We start from the raw sequence: 15,886 nt of genomic DNA, 5'->3' as shown, positions 1-15,886 counted from the left end.
TTAGAGGAGAGATATCATGAAGAAACTCATTCTTGTGTCGGTCTCGGCGCTTGCCTTGCTTGGCGTTGCGGCCTGCAGCGACAGCGGCACCGACAACACTACGACGCAGAGCACTAACCCGCCGGCATCCGACCAGACGATGAAGCCGGCTGCTCCTGACGCCAACAAACCTGCCGAGCCGGCCCCGGCGCCCGCTCCTGCGCCGGCTGCCCCGGCGCAATAATTGATGTGACAACCAAGAGAGGCCGGCCTCACACGCCGGCCTTTCTGCTGCTTACGATACCCGCGCTTTGCGGCCGAGTGCGCCGACGCAGGTAACCGCAACGCGAAAAGTACGCCTCGCCCCTTACTTGCGCCGAAACGACGACCCAAGGCGCCAATCGCCAGGCTCGCCGTTTGCGCGGCGAGGCTGCCGTCTGCGGATTTTCCATGGGTGAGCGCTAGCGCCAGCCGCCTCAGGCATTCCGCCAAATCGATTGGGCCAGCCCCTGCGGCACTGTCTTGGCTTGATAGCGATGGGCGGTTGGCCCTATGAAACCCTCATGTCGATTTGGGACCGCCTCGGCGACTTCGTCACACGCGTTTCATCTTCAGCGTCGTCAGGCGTCGCCGAAGTGGTCGAAGCCGTGCGCACGGTTTTCTCCGGCGATGCCGATCTGCGCCGGCGCGTCGCCTTCTCGGTGGCGATGATCGCGCTGTCGGCCAAGATGGCCAAGGCAGACGGCATCGTCACCCAAGACGAGGTGCGCGCCTTCCAGGAAATATTCGAGGTGCCGAAGGAACAGAGGCGCAATGTGGCGCGGCTCTACGATTTGGCCAAACGCGACATTGCCGGTTTCGAAACCTATGCCGAGCGGATGGCGCAGCTTTGCGGTTCGGGCCATTCGAATTGCCTGATGCTGGAGGACATACTCGACGGGCTGTTCCACATCGCCAAGGCCGACGGGCTGGTGCATGAGCGCGAGCGCCAATTCCTGCATCGCATCGCCGAGATCTTCCGCATCGATGAGGCGCACTACCAGAGCATCCTGGCGCGGCATGTCGATCTGGGCGCCGCCGATCCTTATGTTGTGCTCGGCATCGAGCGTGGGAAGCCGTTCGAGGAGGTCCGCAGGCGCTACCGCAAGCTGGTCTCCGACAATCATCCGGACCGGCTGATCGCACGCGGCCTGCCGCAGGAATTCATCAAGATCGCGACGACCAGGCTGGCGGCGATCAACGCGGCCTATGAGATGATCGAGCGAGGCCTGCGGCACGCATGAGCGGCTTTCCGCCCGACGAGCCGAGCGCCGAGGTCAGGGTATCGCCGAATTTCGGACCGCGGCGCGGCACGCTTAGACCCGATATGATCGTGCTGCACTACACCGGCATGGCGACCGGCGCCGGTGCCGAGGCATGGCTGTGCGATCCGGCAAGCGAGGTCTCGTCGCACTATCTGGTCCATGAGGACGGCCGCATTGTTCAGATGGTAAGGGAAAGCGACCGCGCCTGGCATGCCGGCACGAGCTCGTGGTTCGGACGGAGCGACGTCAACTCCTGTTCGATCGGCATCGAGATCGTCAATCCGGGGCATATGCTCGGCTATCGCAACTTTCCAAAACCGCAGATCGACGGGGTGATCGGCCTGTGCGCCGGCATCGTCGAGCGCCATTCCATTCCGGCGCAGCGGGTGCTCGCCCATTCCGACGTGGCACCGGGGCGCAAGGTCGATCCGGGCGAGAAATTTCCATGGAAAGCCTTGTTTGCCGCCGGTGTCGGCCATGTTGTGCCGGCAGCACCGATCCGGCGCGGCGCCGTACTGAAGCCAGATGATACCGGCGCCGAGGTCGAGGCGCTGCAGTCGATGCTGTCGCTCTATGGTTATGGCGTCGAGATCACCGGCGCTTTCGACCGGCAGACCGAAATCGTGGTCGAGGCATTTCAGCGGCATTTCCGGCAGCGCCTGGTCGATGGCATGGCTGACGGATCGACGATCCGCACGCTGGAAAGGCTGCTCGCTTCCGCAAGGATAGCCTCTCTCAAATAATCTTTTCCCAGATTAAAAGTTACAATCTGTTACCTAAAGTGACTTGCGCCGCCTTCTTTGGCGCCAATTCCGTCGTCAAAGGCGATCCGTACAGATTGTCGGACCTCTATCCCCCCAGATGTTCCGATGTTGATTGAGGGTATCTGCGCGAAGTTCTTTGTGCAGATCAAACAGAACAGGATCACATGCAGAAATTGACCGTTTTAACGGCAGCCATTGCTGCCGGCGTAATGACTTTTGCCTTCAGCGCGGCGAACGGCGCACCGCTGAGCCAACGGGCCGATCAGGGCTTCAGTGCCGCAGCCGGCAAAACCGCCATGCCGAAAGGTGGTGCAAAAGTAGAGAAGACCACCACCGCAAAAGTGGAAAAAGCGGCCGCGGTAAGAACGAAAAAGCCAGTCTCCGCGAAAAGGCCAACCGCTGCGAGAAAGACAATCTCCAAACAGCATGTGAAGCGTAACCGCAAACGTATCGACCACATGGCAACGGCGTCAGTCGCTCCGAAGAGCAGGCCAGCGCCCCAGGCGGCGGTTGTCGGCGGCAGCGGACAGTATTCGGCGATCATTGCGCGATATGCCGCCAGCTACGGCGTGCCGGTGTCGCTCGCCAATGCCGTCATCAAGATCGAGAGCAACTACCAGCCGAACCAGGTCGGCAGCGCCGGCGAGATCGGCCTGATGCAGATCAAGCCGGCGACGGCAAGAATGATGGGCTATAGCGGTTCGGTTCAGGGTCTCTACGATCCCGATACCAACATCAAATACGGCATGAAGTACCTTGCCATGGCGCGGGATCTCGGCGGCGGCACGACCTGCGGCACGATCCTGAAATACAATGCCGGCCACGGCGCCACACGGATGAACCCGGTGTCCGCAGCCTATTGCGGCAAGGTCAAGGTGCAGCTGGCAGCACTTGGAGCGCCCGCCTGACAAGCGATAACTTGCTTTTTCGTTTGCGTTTTCGGGCCTGAACCCCTTTATACGCCTTGCCAGCTGGCCGGGCGGCCGCACCCGCGAAGCCGAAAGGCTGCGGGTGAGGAAAGTCCGGGCTCCATGGAGACACGGTGCCGGTTAATGGCCGGCGGGGGCGACCCCAGGGAAAGTGCCACAGAAAGCAAACCGCCACGATCTAATCGTGGCAAGGGTGAAAGGGTGGGGTAAGAGCCCACCGCGCGACTGGCAACAGGAGCGGCACGGTAAACCCCACCGGGAGCAAGACCGAATAGGGGCGGTGCGAGGGGAAACCCTCGAGGGCTGTTTCCGGCTCACCGTCCGGGTAGGTTGCGTGAGGCGCATGGCAACATGCGCCCAAGATGAATGGCCGCCACGTTCTCGCTCCGTAAGGGGCGAGGGCCATACAGAACCCGGCTTACAGGCCAGCTGGCAGTTTCCCCGATAAAAGGAAATCTCCTGATATCAGCAGGTTACGTCTTCGGGCGCAGCCGTTGATTCACTTTTCGACCCGCAATCGAGCGCGACATTCCTTGAAAATGGTGCGATTAAATCGTACCAGTTGATGACGATATTCAGGAGCGCGTCATGGGACAGGTCGATAAACGTAGCATCACGCTGTCGCCGGAGTTGGCCGCGGCAGTCGACGACGTGGTCGCCGCCGGCGAATATGCCTCGGCGAGCGAGGTGATCCGCGACGCACTGAGGCAATGGAAGGACAGGCGCGACCTGCTCGGCTACACGGTCGAGGAATTGCGCAAGATGGCGCAGGAGGGGATCGACAGCGGACCGGCGCTGGACGGGCCGCCAATCATGGAACGGCTGCGCGCCAAATATCTGAAAATGGCCGAGGCCAAAGGCCTTGAGGAGTGAAATATCGCCTGCTTCCTCAGGCATCGATCGACCTCGAAGCCATCGTCGACTACATTGCCGAACAGAATCCAAATGCGGCGGTTCGCCTCGTGGATCTCTTGCAAAGGCGGTGGATTTGCTGACCCTGCATCCCTTCTCAGGTGCACCGCGCGAAGACATTGCGCCCGGCATCCGTCACCTGATCGTCGGCGAATACCTCACTTTGTATCGTGTCCGCGAAGAGGCGATCGAAATCGTTCGCGTTCTCCACGGCCGGCGCAAGATCGACGCCGGCGATCTGAATTCGTAGTCGCGCTGCTCAGGTGCCGATGCGGTCTAGCGACGTCTCGATCGCCTGCCAAAGCTCTTCCACCGGCTCGCAGCCGATCGACAAGCGAACGAAGCCGGGCGGAACGGCATCTCCCCTTTTTGATCGCCGTTCGGCCGAAGTGTGTACGCCGCCGAACGATGTCGCTGCCTGCATCAACGCGCAGTTGTTGATGAAATCCTCGGCCTTGTCCTCCGAGGCGAGCACGAACGAGATGAGAAATCCGAAGCGCTCCATCTGGGCGCGGGCAAGATTGTGTGATGGGTCGCTCTCCAGTCCCGGAAAGCGCAAGCCGCTGATTGCGCGATGGTCTTTCAGCCGTCGCGCTATCATTTCGGCGGAAGCGCACATGCGGTCGAAGCGCACGTCCAGCGTTTCGAGGCCGCGATGTACCAGCCATGCCTCGAACGGCCCGGGGATGGCGCCCGACGTCTCGCGCCAGTCGGTCACCCTCGAGATAATATCTGCGTTGCGGCTGGCGACATGGCCGAACAGCACATCGGAATGGCCGTTCGGCGCCTTGGTGTCGGCAGCAATGACGATATCGGCGCCGAGATCGAGCGGGCGCTGGCCGAAAGGCGTCATCGTCGTGTTGTCGACCACAAGCATCACACCCGCTTTGTGCACGGCTTCGGCGACGGCTGCGATGTCGCATATGTCCAGTCCTGGATTGGCGGGCGTTTCGACGAAGGCAAGCCGGTATCCGTCAAAGCCGCCGTCGAGGAAGCTCGATGTCGGCCGGACATCGTACGCGACGCCGAAGGACTTCAGGAAACGGTCTGCCAACGCTCTCGTCGTATGGTAGCCGTCGGACGGCAGCAGGATACGGTCGCCGGCTTTGAGCAGGCCGAAAAACACCGCCGAGATGGCAGCCATTCCCGAGGGAAAGGCGACGCATGGGGCGTCTTCCAGATGCGCCAGCATGTGCTCGACTGCATCCCAGGTCGGATTGCTGAAGCGGCCATATTGATCGTAGCCGGTGCCGTCACCCGGCGCGTGGAAAATGGCGGCCATGGTCAAGGGCAAGGGAATTGGGTCGCCCTTGGCCAGCCCGGCGCGACGCAGATGAGGAAGTGCCGCGGCGCGCGACTTGGCTGTTTCAGACATGGCTTCAAACCTCGTTACTGACCGGAAAAGGAGATGCCGAGGCTATGCGCGGCAACGATCCGCAGCAAGCCGCGTCCGGTTGGACCACACGGCTCTAAACCCTTCGTTAGGCTTAATGGAGGATAAAGACCGGAGTGCCGTCAAAGCTGCTCTCCCCAGTCGTGGCAGGCGCGTTTTGAAGACTGTTCCCGTTGACGCCCATAACACCCCATGATATCCCATTCCGATACTCAAGCCTTCGTTCCGTGTCAGGGTGAAGCGTACGCCAATCGGGCAGCCGCGGCGGCTGCGCGTTTGCCTGCGTTCGCCCGTCATAATGAAGTGGGTTTTGGACGGCGACCGGGCCGGGGCGGCGCGGACAGGAAGATGCAGAGGGGTGCGGCGGCGCAAGCGGCCGTAAGGCGTAATGGACCGGTTTCTGTCGAACGCGGTGAACAGGATCGATGCGAAGGGACGGGTGTCCGTGCCGGCGCATTTCCGTGCCGTTGTGCAGAAACGCGGCTATTCGGAACTTTATGCGCTACGCTGCCTGGATCGCCCGGCGATGGATGTCGGTGGGCTCGACCTGCTCGATCGCTACGAGCAGCGCATCGCGCAGGAAGACCCGTTCCTGCAGGCGGCGGACGACATGTCGTTCTTCTGCCATGGCGATGGAACGTTTCTGAAGCTCGACCAGGACGGCCGTATCACGATGAGCGATTTCATTCGCGAGCATACGGGCATTTCAGCGGAAGTGGCCTTCGTTGGCCGCGGCAATTTCTTTCAGATCTGGGAGCCGGGACGGCTCAGCGCCTATGGGACGGAAGCTCGCGCCCGGCTTTTGCAGCTTCGGCAGGGGACGAAGCCCGGGGAGCGGCCGGAATGATGGCGGGCGACGGCGATGAAGTTCATGCCGTTGGCGGACCAGCCCGTCACATTCCGGTCCTCCTTGCCGAAGTTCTGGAGGCGCTGGCGCCGACAAAAGGCGAGGTGCTCGTCGACGGCACGTTCGGTGCTGGCGGCTACACGAAGGCCATTCTGGCAAGCGGAGCCTCGGTCGTCGCCATCGACCGCGATCCGGATGCGATCGCGGCGGGGCGGACCCTTGAACAGCAGTCCGGCGGCAGGCTCAGGCTTGTCCAGGCACCGTTCTCAACGCTCGACGAGCAGGTTGAAAGTGCCGATGGCGTCGTGCTCGACATCGGCATCTCCTCCATGCAGATCGACCAGCCGGAGCGCGGCTTTTCATTCCGCGCCGATGGACCGCTCGACATGCGCATGGCGCAGGCGGGCCTGAGCGCCGCCGACGTCGTCAACACTTTCAAGGTGGGCGATCTTGCCCGCATCTTCGGTTTTCTCGGCGAAGAACGCCATGCTGGGCGCATCGCCCGTATGATCGAGAGCCGTCGCGAAAAACGCCCCTTTGAGCGCACGCTCGACCTTGCCGATGCCATCGAGACGCATATCGGCCGCGCGCCGAAAGACAAGATCCATCCAGCCACCCGGGTTTTCCAGGCGCTGCGCATCTTCGTCAACGACGAGCTCGGCGAGCTGGCAAAGGCGCTGTTTGCCGCCGAGCGCGTGCTGAAACCGGGCGGGCGGCTTGCCGTGGTGACCTTCCATTCGTTGGAGGACCGCATGGTCAAGCGCTTTATCGCCGACAGAGCTGATTCAGCGACCGGATCGCGGCACCTGCCCGAGGCGCAGGCGCGCACCGCCACCTTCACCAAGAAGGGCAGCGGCGTGACGCCTGGCGATGCCGAGATTTCGGCCAATCCGCGGGCGCGCTCGGCAAGGCTGCGCGCTGCGATCCGTACAGAGGCGCCGGCGCGCGCTGGTGATTTTTCGATTTTCGGCCTGCCAAAACTGCCTGGCCCAAAGCTTCCCGGTGCCGATCGACCGGGAGAGAGGTGAACACGTGTTTCGTACCAGCGACATAGTCCTGATCGCCGTCATGGTTTCGGCGGCTGCCTTGACCTACAAGACCAAGCGCGAGGCCGAGGAGCAACTGGCGGCAGTGCACAAGATCCAGGCGCAGATCCGTTATGAAGAGGACACGATCGACCTGCTCAAGGCGGACTGGAGCCTGCTTACCCAGCCGTCGCGCCTGCAGAAGCTCACCGAAATCTACAAATCGCAACTCGGACTCGAGCCGGTCAATGCGCGCCAGATCGTCGGGCTGGACGATCTGCCGGCCAAACCCGTCAACATCGAGGACCTTTCATCGCAGCGGCTGGGCGGCATGGCTGATATTGGCGGCAAGGATCCGGTGGTGACCGGAGGCATCGTCCAATGATCACCGGATTTCCAATGGCCGCCAGATTTCCACAGGTTGGCAGGCTGCTGAAGCGCGGTTCGAAGCCCGGCGCGGGCGGATCGATCGTGGTCGAAGGTGCCCGCAAGGCAACCGGTGGCAAGGGCAGGACCCGCATTGTCATGACGATGGCGGTGTTCTTCGGTATCTATTCGACCATTGCCGGGCGGCTGGTCTATCTGGGTTTCCAGAACCCCGACCTGTCGGGCGGGCCGCAGAGCCGGGTGACGGCATCGCGGCCCGACATCGTCGACCGTAACGGCGAAGTGCTGGCGACCGACATCAAGACGGCGTCGCTGTTTGCCGAACCGCGCCGCATCGTCGATGCCGACGAGGCGATCGAAAAGCTGTCGACGGTGCTTCCCGAGATCGACTACGAGCAGACATACAACAAGCTGAAGAGCGGCGCCGGCTTCGTCTGGCTGCAGCGGCAACTGACGCCGAAGCAGCAGGCCGATATCATGCAGCTCGGCATCCCCGGCTTCGGCTTCCGCACCGAAAAGCGCCGGTTCTATCCGGCCGGCGAAACCTCGTCCTACATTGTCGGCCTCACCAACATCGACAATCAGGGCATCTCCGGCATGGAGAAATACATCGACGAACAGGGCTTGAGCGATCTTCAGGCGTCGGGCCTGGCGGTGGCCAAGGATTTGAAGCCGGTCCAGCTCTCGATCGATCTGCGCGTCCAGCATATCGTACGTGACGAGGTCGCCACCGGCATGGAAAAGTACCATGCGATCGCGGCGGGTGCCGTCGTGCTCAACGTCAAGACCGGTGAGGTGCTGGCGATGGCGTCGGTTCCAGATTTCGATCCGAACAACCCCTATAACGCGCAGGACAAGGACCGGCTCAACCGTATGTCCGCCGGCCTGTACGAAATGGGGTCGACCTTCAAGAGCTTCACCACCGCCATGGCGCTCGATTCCGGCAAGATAACGCTGCAAAGCCGCTTCGACGCATCGCGCCCGATCAGGATCGGCCATCAGACCATCCATGATTTCCATGGCAAGGGCCGGGTGCTGTCGGTGCCGGAAGTGTTCATCTACTCATCCAATATCGGCTCTGCCAAGGAAGCCGAAGCGGTTGGCATTGACGGACACCGCGAATTCCTGCATCGCCTGGGAATCCTCGAGAAGATGCAGACCGAACTGCCGGAAGTCGCCCGGCCGACCGAGCCCAAGGTCTGGAAGCAGGTCAATTCGATTACCATCGCCTTCGGCCACGGCGTGTCGACGACCCCGCTGCAGACGGCGGTCGGCTGCGCCGCGCTGATGAATGGCGGCTATCTGATGGACCCGACCTTCCTGCCGCGCACCCAGGAGCAGGCGATGGCGGTGGCCAAGAAAGTGGTCAGCGACAAGACCGTCGAGGGCATGCGCTATCTCTATGCCCTCAATGCCGAAAAGGGATCCGGCCGCAATGCCCGGGTGCCAGGATACCGGGTGGGCGGCAAGACGGGAACGGCGGAGAAGGTCGTCAACGGCCGCTACTCGAAGGAAAAGAATTTCAACGCTTTCGTTGCGGCTTTCCCAATGGACGATCCGCAATACATAGTGCTTACGATCGCCGACGAACCGAAGCCGGAAAAGCCCGGCATGGGTGCCACGGCTGCCTCGAATGCGGGCATCATGGCTGCAAACATCATCCGACGTGCGGCTTCCATGCTTGGCGTGAAGCCAGATTTCAGCCATGAAAATGGTGCAACGCTGGTTTCCTATCAGTGATTCTTGGGGCGCGCCGGCAACTGCGCGCTATTTTGTTGCGATGAACGGGGTTCGATGAAGCTGAAAAATCTAGCCGGTATCCTGCCTGTCGAGGGGACAGCTTCCTTCGACATGGAGGTTACAGGGATTTCGTCGGACTCCCGCCAGGTAACACCGGGTGTTGTCTTTTTCGCGCTCACCGGCTCCAAGGCGGATGGCGCAGCCTATGCCGCCGATGCCGCGAGCCGCGGCGCTGCCGCGATTGTTGTCGGCAAGGGCAGTGCGGTCGCCGGGCTGCCAGTTCCGGTTCTTGTCGTAGACGATCCGCGCCTTGCGCTGGCGCTGAGTGCTGCCCGTATTTTCGGCAAGCAACCGCAAACCATGGTCGCGGTGACCGGCACCAGCGGCAAGACCTCCGTCGCCGCATTCACCCGACAGATATGGGAGCAGGCGGGTTTGGTCGCCGCTTCGATCGGCACGACCGGCGTGGTGGCGCCGGGCCGCAATGAATATGGCTCGCTGACCACGCCGGATCCGGTGGCACTGCACAGGCTGCTCAAGGAGTTGGCGGAGGCCGGCGTCACCCACGCCTCGATGGAAGCGTCCAGCCATGGCCTCGACCAGCGCCGGCTCGATGGCGTCAGGCTTGCGGCCGGCGGCTTCACCAATCTCGGCCGCGACCATATGGACTATCATCCGACGGTCGAGGACTATCATCGCGCCAAATTGCGTCTGTTCGATGCGCTGCTGCCGAAGGGCGCGCCGGCCGTCATCTTTGCCGACGACCCGTGGTCGGAGCCGACAATCAAGGCGGCGCGGGCAGCGGGACTGAACGTGCTGACGGTCGGCCGCCACGGCGATTTCCTGCGGCTGAAGCGGGTCGAGCACGAGCGCCACCGCCAACGCGCCGAGGTCGAAGTTTACGGCGTTCTCCATGAAGTCGACCTGCCGTTGGCGGGCGACTTCCAGATCGCCAATGCGCTGGTGTCGGCGGGCCTCGCCATTTCGACTGGAACATCTGTTGCCAAGGCGTTGATGGCGCTAGAGAAATTGAAGGGTGCGCCGGGGCGGCTCGACCTCGTTGGGACGGCCGCCAATGGCGCACCGGTCTATGTCGACTACGCGCACAAGCCGGACGCGCTGGAAAACGTGCTGGCTTCGGTGCGTCCCTTTACCACCGGCCGCGTCATCGTCGTATTCGGTTGCGGCGGCGACCGTGACCGGGGCAAGCGGCCGATCATGGGCGAGATCGCCACAAGGCTGGCCGATGTCGTCATCGTCACCGACGACAATCCCCGCTCGGAAGTTCCCGAGACGATCCGCGCCGCGATCCTGGAGGCCGCACCTGGCGCCATCGAGATCGGCGACCGGCGCAAGGCCATCCACGAGGCAGTCGGGATGCTTCACGCTGGCGACACGCTGATCGTGGCCGGCAAGGGCCATGAGGAAGGCCAGACCATCGGCACCGAGACGCTGCATTTTTCCGATCATGAGGAAGTTCGCTCGGCGCTGCGGGAGCAAGCGACGTGAGCTATCTGTGGACCTCCGAGGCGCTGGTTGCCGCCATGGATGGCCGGCCGCTCGGTCCGATGCCTGAAGGCATCGCCGGCATTTCCATCGACAGCCGCAGCCTGCAGCCGGGAGACGCTTTCTTCGCCATCAAGGGCGAGGCCATGGACGGCCATGATTTCGTCACCGCCGCCATCAAGGCGGGCGCCGGGGTGCTGGTCGTCGCCGAGGGCAAGCTGCCGTCGCTGGGGCGGCTGACGGCACCGATGATCGTCGTGGAGGACGTGCTTGTCGCTCTGGAAAAGCTCGGCGTTGCCGCGCGCGCACGCTCAAAGGCCAGGGTGATTGCCGTGACCGGGTCGGCGGGCAAGACCACCACCAAGGAAGCGCTACGCCACGCTCTCTCCGCGGTCGGTACGGTGCATGCATCGGCCCAGTCGTTCAACAATCACTGGGGCGTGCCGCTGACGCTGGCGCGCATGCCGCAGGATTGCGACTATGCCGTCTTCGAGATCGGCATGAACCATCCCGACGAGATCCGGCCTCTGGTCAAGATGGTCCGGCCGCATGTCGCCATCGTCACGTTGATCGCGGCGGCTCACCTCGGCTTCTTCCGCAACCTGGACGAGATCGCCAAGGCCAAGGCAGAGGTTTTCGAGGGACTGGAGCCCGGTGGCGCCGCCCTTCTCAACCGCGACGATGCGCGCTGGAAGCTGCTGGAGAAGATGGCCAAAGAGGCCGGCGTCGAGCATGTCTACGGGTTCGGCGAGAATGCCCGGGCGACCTTCAAGCTGATCAAATGCGAGCTCAATGGCGATCACTCGGTCATCACCGCCAAGATTGGCGGGCACGAGATTGTCGCCAGGATCGGCGCGCCGGGCCGCCATATGGTGCAGAACGTGCTCGCGGTGCTTGGTGCCGCGCATCTGGTCGGCGCCGACGTCACCAGAGTTGCGCAGGCGCTGGCCGATCTTTCGCCCGAACGCGGACGCGGCAAGCGCTATGTGTTGCGTCACCCCAACGGGCCGATCACGCTGATCGACGAGAGCTACAACGCCAATCCGGCGTCGATGAGCGCTGCAATGGCACTGCTTAACACGACGCCGGTGTCGGGCGAGGGCAGGCGCATTGCCGTGCTCGGTGATATGCTCGAGCTCGGCAGCCATTCGGCGAAATTGCATGCCGCGCTTGCCGGTCTGATCGTCGGCACCGACACGCGCACGGTCTTTCTCGGCGGTCCGGAAATGCGGGCGCTGGCCGACGTTTTGCCGGGCGAGATCAAGACGGAATACCGCGCCGGTGCGGAAGATCTGAAACCGGTTCTTCTATCGGAATTGAAGCCCGGCGACGTGGTCATGATCAAATCGTCGAAGGGCATAGGCTTTTCAAAGCTGGTCGAGGCGTTGCTCGGCAAGTTTCCGGCGGAAGCCACAACCAGCAGACAGACCTAGGATCGGTCCGGGGGACGCAAGCGCATGCTAACACTGCTCGTCGAATTTGCGGACAAGATCTCGGTCTTCAACGTCTTCCGCTACATAACATTCCGCACCGGCGGAGCGCTGATCACAGCGGCGCTGATCGTGTTCATCTTCGGACCGACCATCATCAATTCGCTGCGGCTGCGGCAAGGCAAGGGCCAGCCGATCCGTGCCGACGGGCCGCAGACGCATTTCAAGAAGGCGGGAACGCCGACAATGGGCGGACTGATGATCCTGTCCGGCATCGTCGGTTCGTCCCTGCTGTGGGCGAACCTGTCGAGCATCTACGTCTGGGTGGTCCTTCTGGTGACGCTGGGATTCGGCTCGATCGGCTTTTACGACGATTATCTCAAAGTAACCAAGCAATCGCATCTCGGCTTTTCCGGCAAGGCGCGGCTGGGGCTCGAATTCGTCATCGCCGGCATCGCCGCCTGGGTGATTATGCATAACGGCCAGGCGCCGTTCTCGTCATCGTTGACATTCCCTTTCGCCAAGGAGTTTCTCGTCAATCTCGGCTGGTTCTTCATCCCGTTCTCGTGCTTCGTCATCGTCGGCGCCGGCAATGCGGTGAACCTGACCGACGGTCTCGACGGGCTGGCGATCGTGCCGATCATGATCGCCGCCGCATCCTTCGGCGTCATCGCCTATCTCTCCGGCAACGCGGTGTTCGCCGAATATCTGCAGATCCATTTCGTGCCCGGCACCGGTGAACTTGCGGTGGTCCTTGGAGCGGTGATCGGCGCCGGGCTTGGCTTCCTCTGGTTCAATGCGCCGCCGGCGGCGATCTTCATGGGCGACACCGGCTCGCTGGCGCTGGGTGGGCTGATCGGCACGGTCGCGGTGGCGACAAAGCACGAGATCGTGCTGGTCATCGTCGGCGGCCTGTTCGTCGTCGAGATATTCTCGGTCATCATCCAGGTCGGCTACTTCAAGATGACCGGCAAGCGCGTCTTCCTGATGGCGCCGATCCACCATCATTTCGAAAAGCTCGGCTGGACCGAAAGCCAGGTGGTGATCCGCTTCTGGATCATCGCCGTCATCCTGGCGCTGGTCGGCCTGTCGACCCTGAAGCTCAGATAGGAGGCCGCTTGATCCCCGCCGCATCCTTTTCAGGCAAGCGCGTTTCGCTCTTCGGGCTCGGTGGCTCGGGGATTGCCACGGCGCGCGCGCTGATCGAGGGCGGCGCGGATGTGCTGGCCTGGGACGACAATCCCGACAGCGTCGCCAAAGCCGGCGCGGTCGGCATCACGACAGCGGACCTGCGCGGTGCGGACTGGGCGAGGTTTTCTGCCTTCGTGCTGTCGCCCGGCGTGCCTCTGACGCATCCCAAGCCGCACTGGACCGTCGAGCTGGCGCGGGGCTCAGGCGTGGAGATCATCGGCGACATCGAGCTTTTCTGCCGCGAGCGGCTGCTGCTGGCACCGGCAGCACCTTTCATTGCCATTACCGGCACCAACGGCAAGTCGACGACCACGGCACTGACGGCGCACATCCTAAAATCGGCTGGGCGCGACACGCAGATGGGCGGCAATATCGGCCGCGCGGTGATGACGCTCGATCCGCCGCAGCCTGAACGGCACTATGTGGTTGAGTGCTCTTCCTACCAGATCGATCTTGCCCCTTCGATCAATCCGACGGCCGGTGTCCTGCTCAACCTGACGCCGGACCATCTCGACCGCCATGGCACGATGCAACACTACGCCTCGATCAAGGAGCGGCTGGTGGCCGGCAGCGAGACGGCAATCATCGGTGTCGACGATTCCTGGTGCGCCCAGATCGCCGATCGGCTGGAGCGGGCCGGCCGCCAGGTCATCCGCATCTCCAAGCGCCTGCCGCTGACCGACGGTTATTTCGCTGACGGCACCAACTTAATGGAAGCCGTGCACGGCCGCTACAGCCGTGTCGCCTTCCTCGAAGGCATCGGCTCGTTGCGCGGCCAGCACAATGCGCAGAACGCGCTGGCCGCCGCCGCCGCCTGCCTCAAGGTCGGGCTCGAGCTCGGCGAGATCCAATCCGGACTGGAGAGTTTCCCTGGGCTGGCGCACCGCATGGAGCAGGTCGGCCGCAAAGGGCATGTGCTGTTCGTCAACGATTCCAAGGCGACCAATGCCGATGCCGCTGCACCGGCGCTGTCGAGCTTTGCGCGTATCTACTGGATTGCCGGCGGCCTGCCGAAAGAGGGCGGCATCGAGCCGTTACGCGGCTTCTTCCCGCGCATCGCCAAGGCCTATCTGATCGGCGAAGCCGCACCGGCCTTTTCGGCGACGCTGGGCGAAGCGGTGCCCTACGAGATATCAGGCACGTTGGCGGCGGCAGTCGAACACGCCGCCCGCGATGCGGCCAGGGATAGTAGCGGCGAGGCAGTGGTGCTGCTGTCGCCGGCCTGCGCCAGTTTCGACCAGTTCAAGAATTTCGAAGTGCGCGGTGAGGCGTTCAGGCAAGCCGCAACCGCCATTGATGGCGTGAAGCCCATCGGAGGGACACGATAATGCAAAGCCGTCTCGACAAAAGCCCTGTGGCGACCTGGTGGTGGACGATCGATCGCTGGTTCCTGGCGGCGTTCCTGTCGCTGATGGGGCTCGGCATCGTTTTGTCCTTCGCCGCAAGCCCGGCGGTGGCCGAGCGCATCGGGCTAGACAGTTTCCACTTCGCGACACGCCAGATTATCTTCACCATTCCGGCGCTTGGGGTAATGCTGGCCGTCTCGTTCCTTGAATCCAGGCAGATCCGGCGCATGGCGCTGGTCATGTTGTGCATCATGCTGTTTCTGATGGTGGCGGTGCTCTATATCGGCGTCGAGGTGAAGGGCGCGCGGCGCTGGGTGTCGCTAGCCGGCCTGTCGATCCAGCCGTCCGAGTTCCTGAAACCGGCCTTCGTCATCATCTGCGCCTGGTTGTTCGCCGAGCACAAGCGCCAGCCCGACATTCCGGGCAATTTGTTCGCCATGTTGCTGCTTGCACTGGTCATCTCGCTGCTGGTGGCGCAGCCTGACCTTGGGCAGACCATGCTGGTGCTCGGCACCTGGGGGGTGATGTTCTTCATGGCCGGATTGCCGTGGCTGTGGATCGTCGCGCTGGGTGCTGCAGGCGTCGGCGGCGTGTTCGCCGCCTATGCAGTGTTCCCGCACGTTGCCGGCCGTATCGACCGCTTCATGACCGGCGAGGGCGACACGTTCCAGGTCGACATGGGCCGCGAGGCGCTGATCAATGGCGGCTGGTTCGGCGTCGGGCCGGGCGAGGGTACCGTCAAGCGGGTCATCCCCGACAGCCACGCCGACTTCGTCTTCTCTGTCGCCGGCGAGGAATTCGGGCTGATCATGTGTTTCTTCATCATGTCCATCTTCGGCTTCATCGTGCTGCGCGGTCTCAACACGGCGCTCAGGGAGCAGGACGATTTCACCCGCTACGCGGTTGGCGGCCTGGTCACGGTCTTCGGCCTGCAGTCGGTCATCAACATGGCCGTCAATCTGCAGCTGATGCCGGCCAAGGGAATGACGCTGCCGTTCATCTCCTACGGCGGCTCTTCGCAGATCGCGATCGCCATCTCGATGGGCATGGTGCTGGCGCTGACGCGCAAGCGCCCGGAAAAGCGCAAGCAGCTGGGCTTCATGCCGTCGCCGCGTGCGATGCCGGCGGAGTGA

The 15,886-nt window shown here is 62.9% G+C and carries 16 protein-coding genes and 1 other RNA gene; 16 read left to right on the top strand and 1 reads right to left on the bottom strand.

Translation table 11 applies throughout. The annotated features are described in order from the left end of the window. The first annotated feature begins 16 nt into the window (after nucleotides 1-16). From NKH37_RS12160 to NKH37_RS12130, 7 genes are all read left to right on the top strand, one after another. A complete protein-coding gene (locus tag NKH37_RS12160; protein WP_353003450.1) occupies nucleotides 17-223 on the top strand; it encodes a hypothetical protein in 207 nt (68 codons plus the stop codon). Nucleotides 224-542: 319 nt separating this feature from the next. Continuing rightward, nucleotides 543-1,262, top strand: a complete 720-nt coding sequence (locus NKH37_RS12155; RefSeq protein ID WP_023721214.1) for a J domain-containing protein — start codon at nucleotides 543-545, stop codon at nucleotides 1,260-1,262. Further along, nucleotides 1,259-2,026, top strand: coding sequence for an N-acetylmuramoyl-L-alanine amidase (locus NKH37_RS12150; RefSeq protein WP_353041056.1), 768 nt, complete (start codon nucleotides 1,259-1,261; stop codon nucleotides 2,024-2,026). Before NKH37_RS12155 ends, NKH37_RS12150 begins: the two co-directional genes overlap by 4 nt. Nucleotides 2,027-2,211: 185 nt before the next feature. Next, nucleotides 2,212-2,955, top strand: coding sequence for a lytic transglycosylase domain-containing protein (locus tag NKH37_RS12145; RefSeq protein WP_352857900.1), 744 nt, complete (start codon nucleotides 2,212-2,214; stop codon nucleotides 2,953-2,955). Nucleotides 2,956-3,014: 59 nt separating this feature from the next. Further along, nucleotides 3,015-3,413: RNase P RNA component class A (gene rnpB / locus NKH37_RS12140), an RNA gene on the top strand. 151 nt (nucleotides 3,414-3,564) lie between these two features. Then, a complete protein-coding gene (locus tag NKH37_RS12135; RefSeq protein ID WP_352481543.1) occupies nucleotides 3,565-3,849 on the top strand; it encodes a type II toxin-antitoxin system ParD family antitoxin in 285 nt (94 codons plus the stop codon). Nucleotides 3,850-3,958: 109 nt separating this feature from the next. Then, on the top strand, nucleotides 3,959-4,138 hold the full coding sequence (locus NKH37_RS12130) for a type II toxin-antitoxin system RelE/ParE family toxin (RefSeq protein ID WP_245278673.1): 180 nt from the start codon (nucleotides 3,959-3,961) through the stop codon (nucleotides 4,136-4,138). Nucleotides 4,139-4,147: 9 nt separating this feature from the next. Here the strand turns inward: NKH37_RS12130 and NKH37_RS12125 are convergent, their stop codons facing one another. Beyond that, nucleotides 4,148-5,263, bottom strand: a complete 1,116-nt coding sequence (locus NKH37_RS12125) for a cystathionine gamma-lyase (RefSeq protein ID WP_353041054.1) — start codon at nucleotides 5,261-5,263, stop codon at nucleotides 4,148-4,150. A gap of 406 nt (nucleotides 5,264-5,669) precedes the next feature. Here NKH37_RS12125 and mraZ point away from each other — a divergent pair, with 406 nt between their 5' ends. Genes mraZ through ftsW form a run of 9 tightly spaced genes read left to right on the top strand, consistent with a single transcriptional unit; the run spans nucleotide 5,670 to nucleotide 15,886 of the window. Next, on the top strand, nucleotides 5,670-6,128 hold the full coding sequence (gene mraZ / locus NKH37_RS12120) for a division/cell wall cluster transcriptional repressor MraZ (protein ID WP_352481541.1): 459 nt from the start codon (nucleotides 5,670-5,672) through the stop codon (nucleotides 6,126-6,128). Next, nucleotides 6,125-7,156 carry a 16S rRNA (cytosine(1402)-N(4))-methyltransferase RsmH gene (rsmH, locus tag NKH37_RS12115; protein ID WP_023721208.1) on the top strand — a complete coding sequence of 344 codons (1,032 nt, stop codon included), beginning with the start codon at nucleotides 6,125-6,127 and terminating at the stop codon, nucleotides 7,154-7,156. Before mraZ ends, rsmH begins: the two co-directional genes overlap by 4 nt. A gap of 4 nt (nucleotides 7,157-7,160) precedes the next feature. Then, entirely contained in the window at nucleotides 7,161-7,538 is a 378-nt protein-coding gene (gene ftsL, locus NKH37_RS12110; RefSeq protein WP_023676771.1) for a cell division protein FtsL, read from the top strand. Between the two features lie 14 nt (nucleotides 7,539-7,552). Further along, nucleotides 7,553-9,280, top strand: a complete 1,728-nt coding sequence (locus NKH37_RS12105) for a peptidoglycan D,D-transpeptidase FtsI family protein (RefSeq protein WP_352481539.1) — start codon at nucleotides 7,553-7,555, stop codon at nucleotides 9,278-9,280. A gap of 54 nt (nucleotides 9,281-9,334) precedes the next feature. Continuing rightward, the gene (locus tag NKH37_RS12100; protein ID WP_353003442.1) at nucleotides 9,335-10,789 is read left to right on the top strand and encodes a UDP-N-acetylmuramoyl-L-alanyl-D-glutamate--2,6-diaminopimelate ligase; all 1,455 of its coding nucleotides are present in this window, start codon (nucleotides 9,335-9,337) and stop codon (nucleotides 10,787-10,789) included. Continuing rightward, complete coding sequence (locus tag NKH37_RS12095; RefSeq protein WP_353003439.1) at nucleotides 10,786-12,219, top strand: UDP-N-acetylmuramoylalanyl-D-glutamyl-2,6-diaminopimelate--D-alanyl-D-alanine ligase; 1,434 nt, start codon at nucleotides 10,786-10,788, stop codon at nucleotides 12,217-12,219. Before NKH37_RS12100 ends, NKH37_RS12095 begins: the two co-directional genes overlap by 4 nt. Nucleotides 12,220-12,243: 24 nt before the next feature. Beyond that, a complete protein-coding gene (mraY, locus tag NKH37_RS12090; protein ID WP_023676767.1) occupies nucleotides 12,244-13,326 on the top strand; it encodes a phospho-N-acetylmuramoyl-pentapeptide-transferase in 1,083 nt (360 codons plus the stop codon). Nucleotides 13,327-13,334: 8 nt separating this feature from the next. Next, on the top strand, nucleotides 13,335-14,735 hold the full coding sequence (murD, locus tag NKH37_RS12085) for a UDP-N-acetylmuramoyl-L-alanine--D-glutamate ligase (protein WP_352647391.1): 1,401 nt from the start codon (nucleotides 13,335-13,337) through the stop codon (nucleotides 14,733-14,735). After that, on the top strand, nucleotides 14,735-15,886 hold the full coding sequence (ftsW, locus tag NKH37_RS12080) for a putative lipid II flippase FtsW (protein WP_352456168.1): 1,152 nt from the start codon (nucleotides 14,735-14,737) through the stop codon (nucleotides 15,884-15,886). Before murD ends, ftsW begins: the two co-directional genes overlap by 1 nt.

Source organism: Mesorhizobium sp. M1217 (genome assembly GCF_040318275.1).
Classification (GTDB): Bacteria; Pseudomonadota; Alphaproteobacteria; order Rhizobiales; family Rhizobiaceae; genus Mesorhizobium.
This window is presented reverse-complemented; position numbering and strand designations above follow the sequence as displayed.

Coding starts and splice junctions, on each gene's coding strand:
- rsmH (WP_023721208.1), top strand. CDS start 6,125: ATGATGGCGGGCGACGGCGATGAAGTTCATGCCGTTGGCGGACCAGCC.
- NKH37_RS12145 (WP_352857900.1), top strand. CDS start 2,212: ATGCAGAAATTGACCGTTTTAACGGCAGCCATTGCTGCCGGCGTAATG.
- NKH37_RS12105 (WP_352481539.1), top strand. CDS start 7,553: ATGGCCGCCAGATTTCCACAGGTTGGCAGGCTGCTGAAGCGCGGTTCG.
- NKH37_RS12135 (WP_352481543.1), top strand. CDS start 3,565: ATGGGACAGGTCGATAAACGTAGCATCACGCTGTCGCCGGAGTTGGCC.
- mraZ (WP_352481541.1), top strand. CDS start 5,670: ATGGACCGGTTTCTGTCGAACGCGGTGAACAGGATCGATGCGAAGGGA.
- ftsW (WP_352456168.1), top strand. CDS start 14,735: ATGCAAAGCCGTCTCGACAAAAGCCCTGTGGCGACCTGGTGGTGGACG.
- NKH37_RS12100 (WP_353003442.1), top strand. CDS start 9,335: ATGAAGCTGAAAAATCTAGCCGGTATCCTGCCTGTCGAGGGGACAGCT.
- NKH37_RS12150 (WP_353041056.1), top strand. CDS start 1,259: ATGAGCGGCTTTCCGCCCGACGAGCCGAGCGCCGAGGTCAGGGTATCG.
- NKH37_RS12160 (WP_353003450.1), top strand. CDS start 17: ATGAAGAAACTCATTCTTGTGTCGGTCTCGGCGCTTGCCTTGCTTGGC.
- NKH37_RS12155 (WP_023721214.1), top strand. CDS start 543: ATGTCGATTTGGGACCGCCTCGGCGACTTCGTCACACGCGTTTCATCT.
- NKH37_RS12125 (WP_353041054.1), bottom strand. CDS start 5,263: ATGTCTGAAACAGCCAAGTCGCGCGCCGCGGCACTTCCTCATCTGCGT.
- mraY (WP_023676767.1), top strand. CDS start 12,244: ATGCTAACACTGCTCGTCGAATTTGCGGACAAGATCTCGGTCTTCAAC.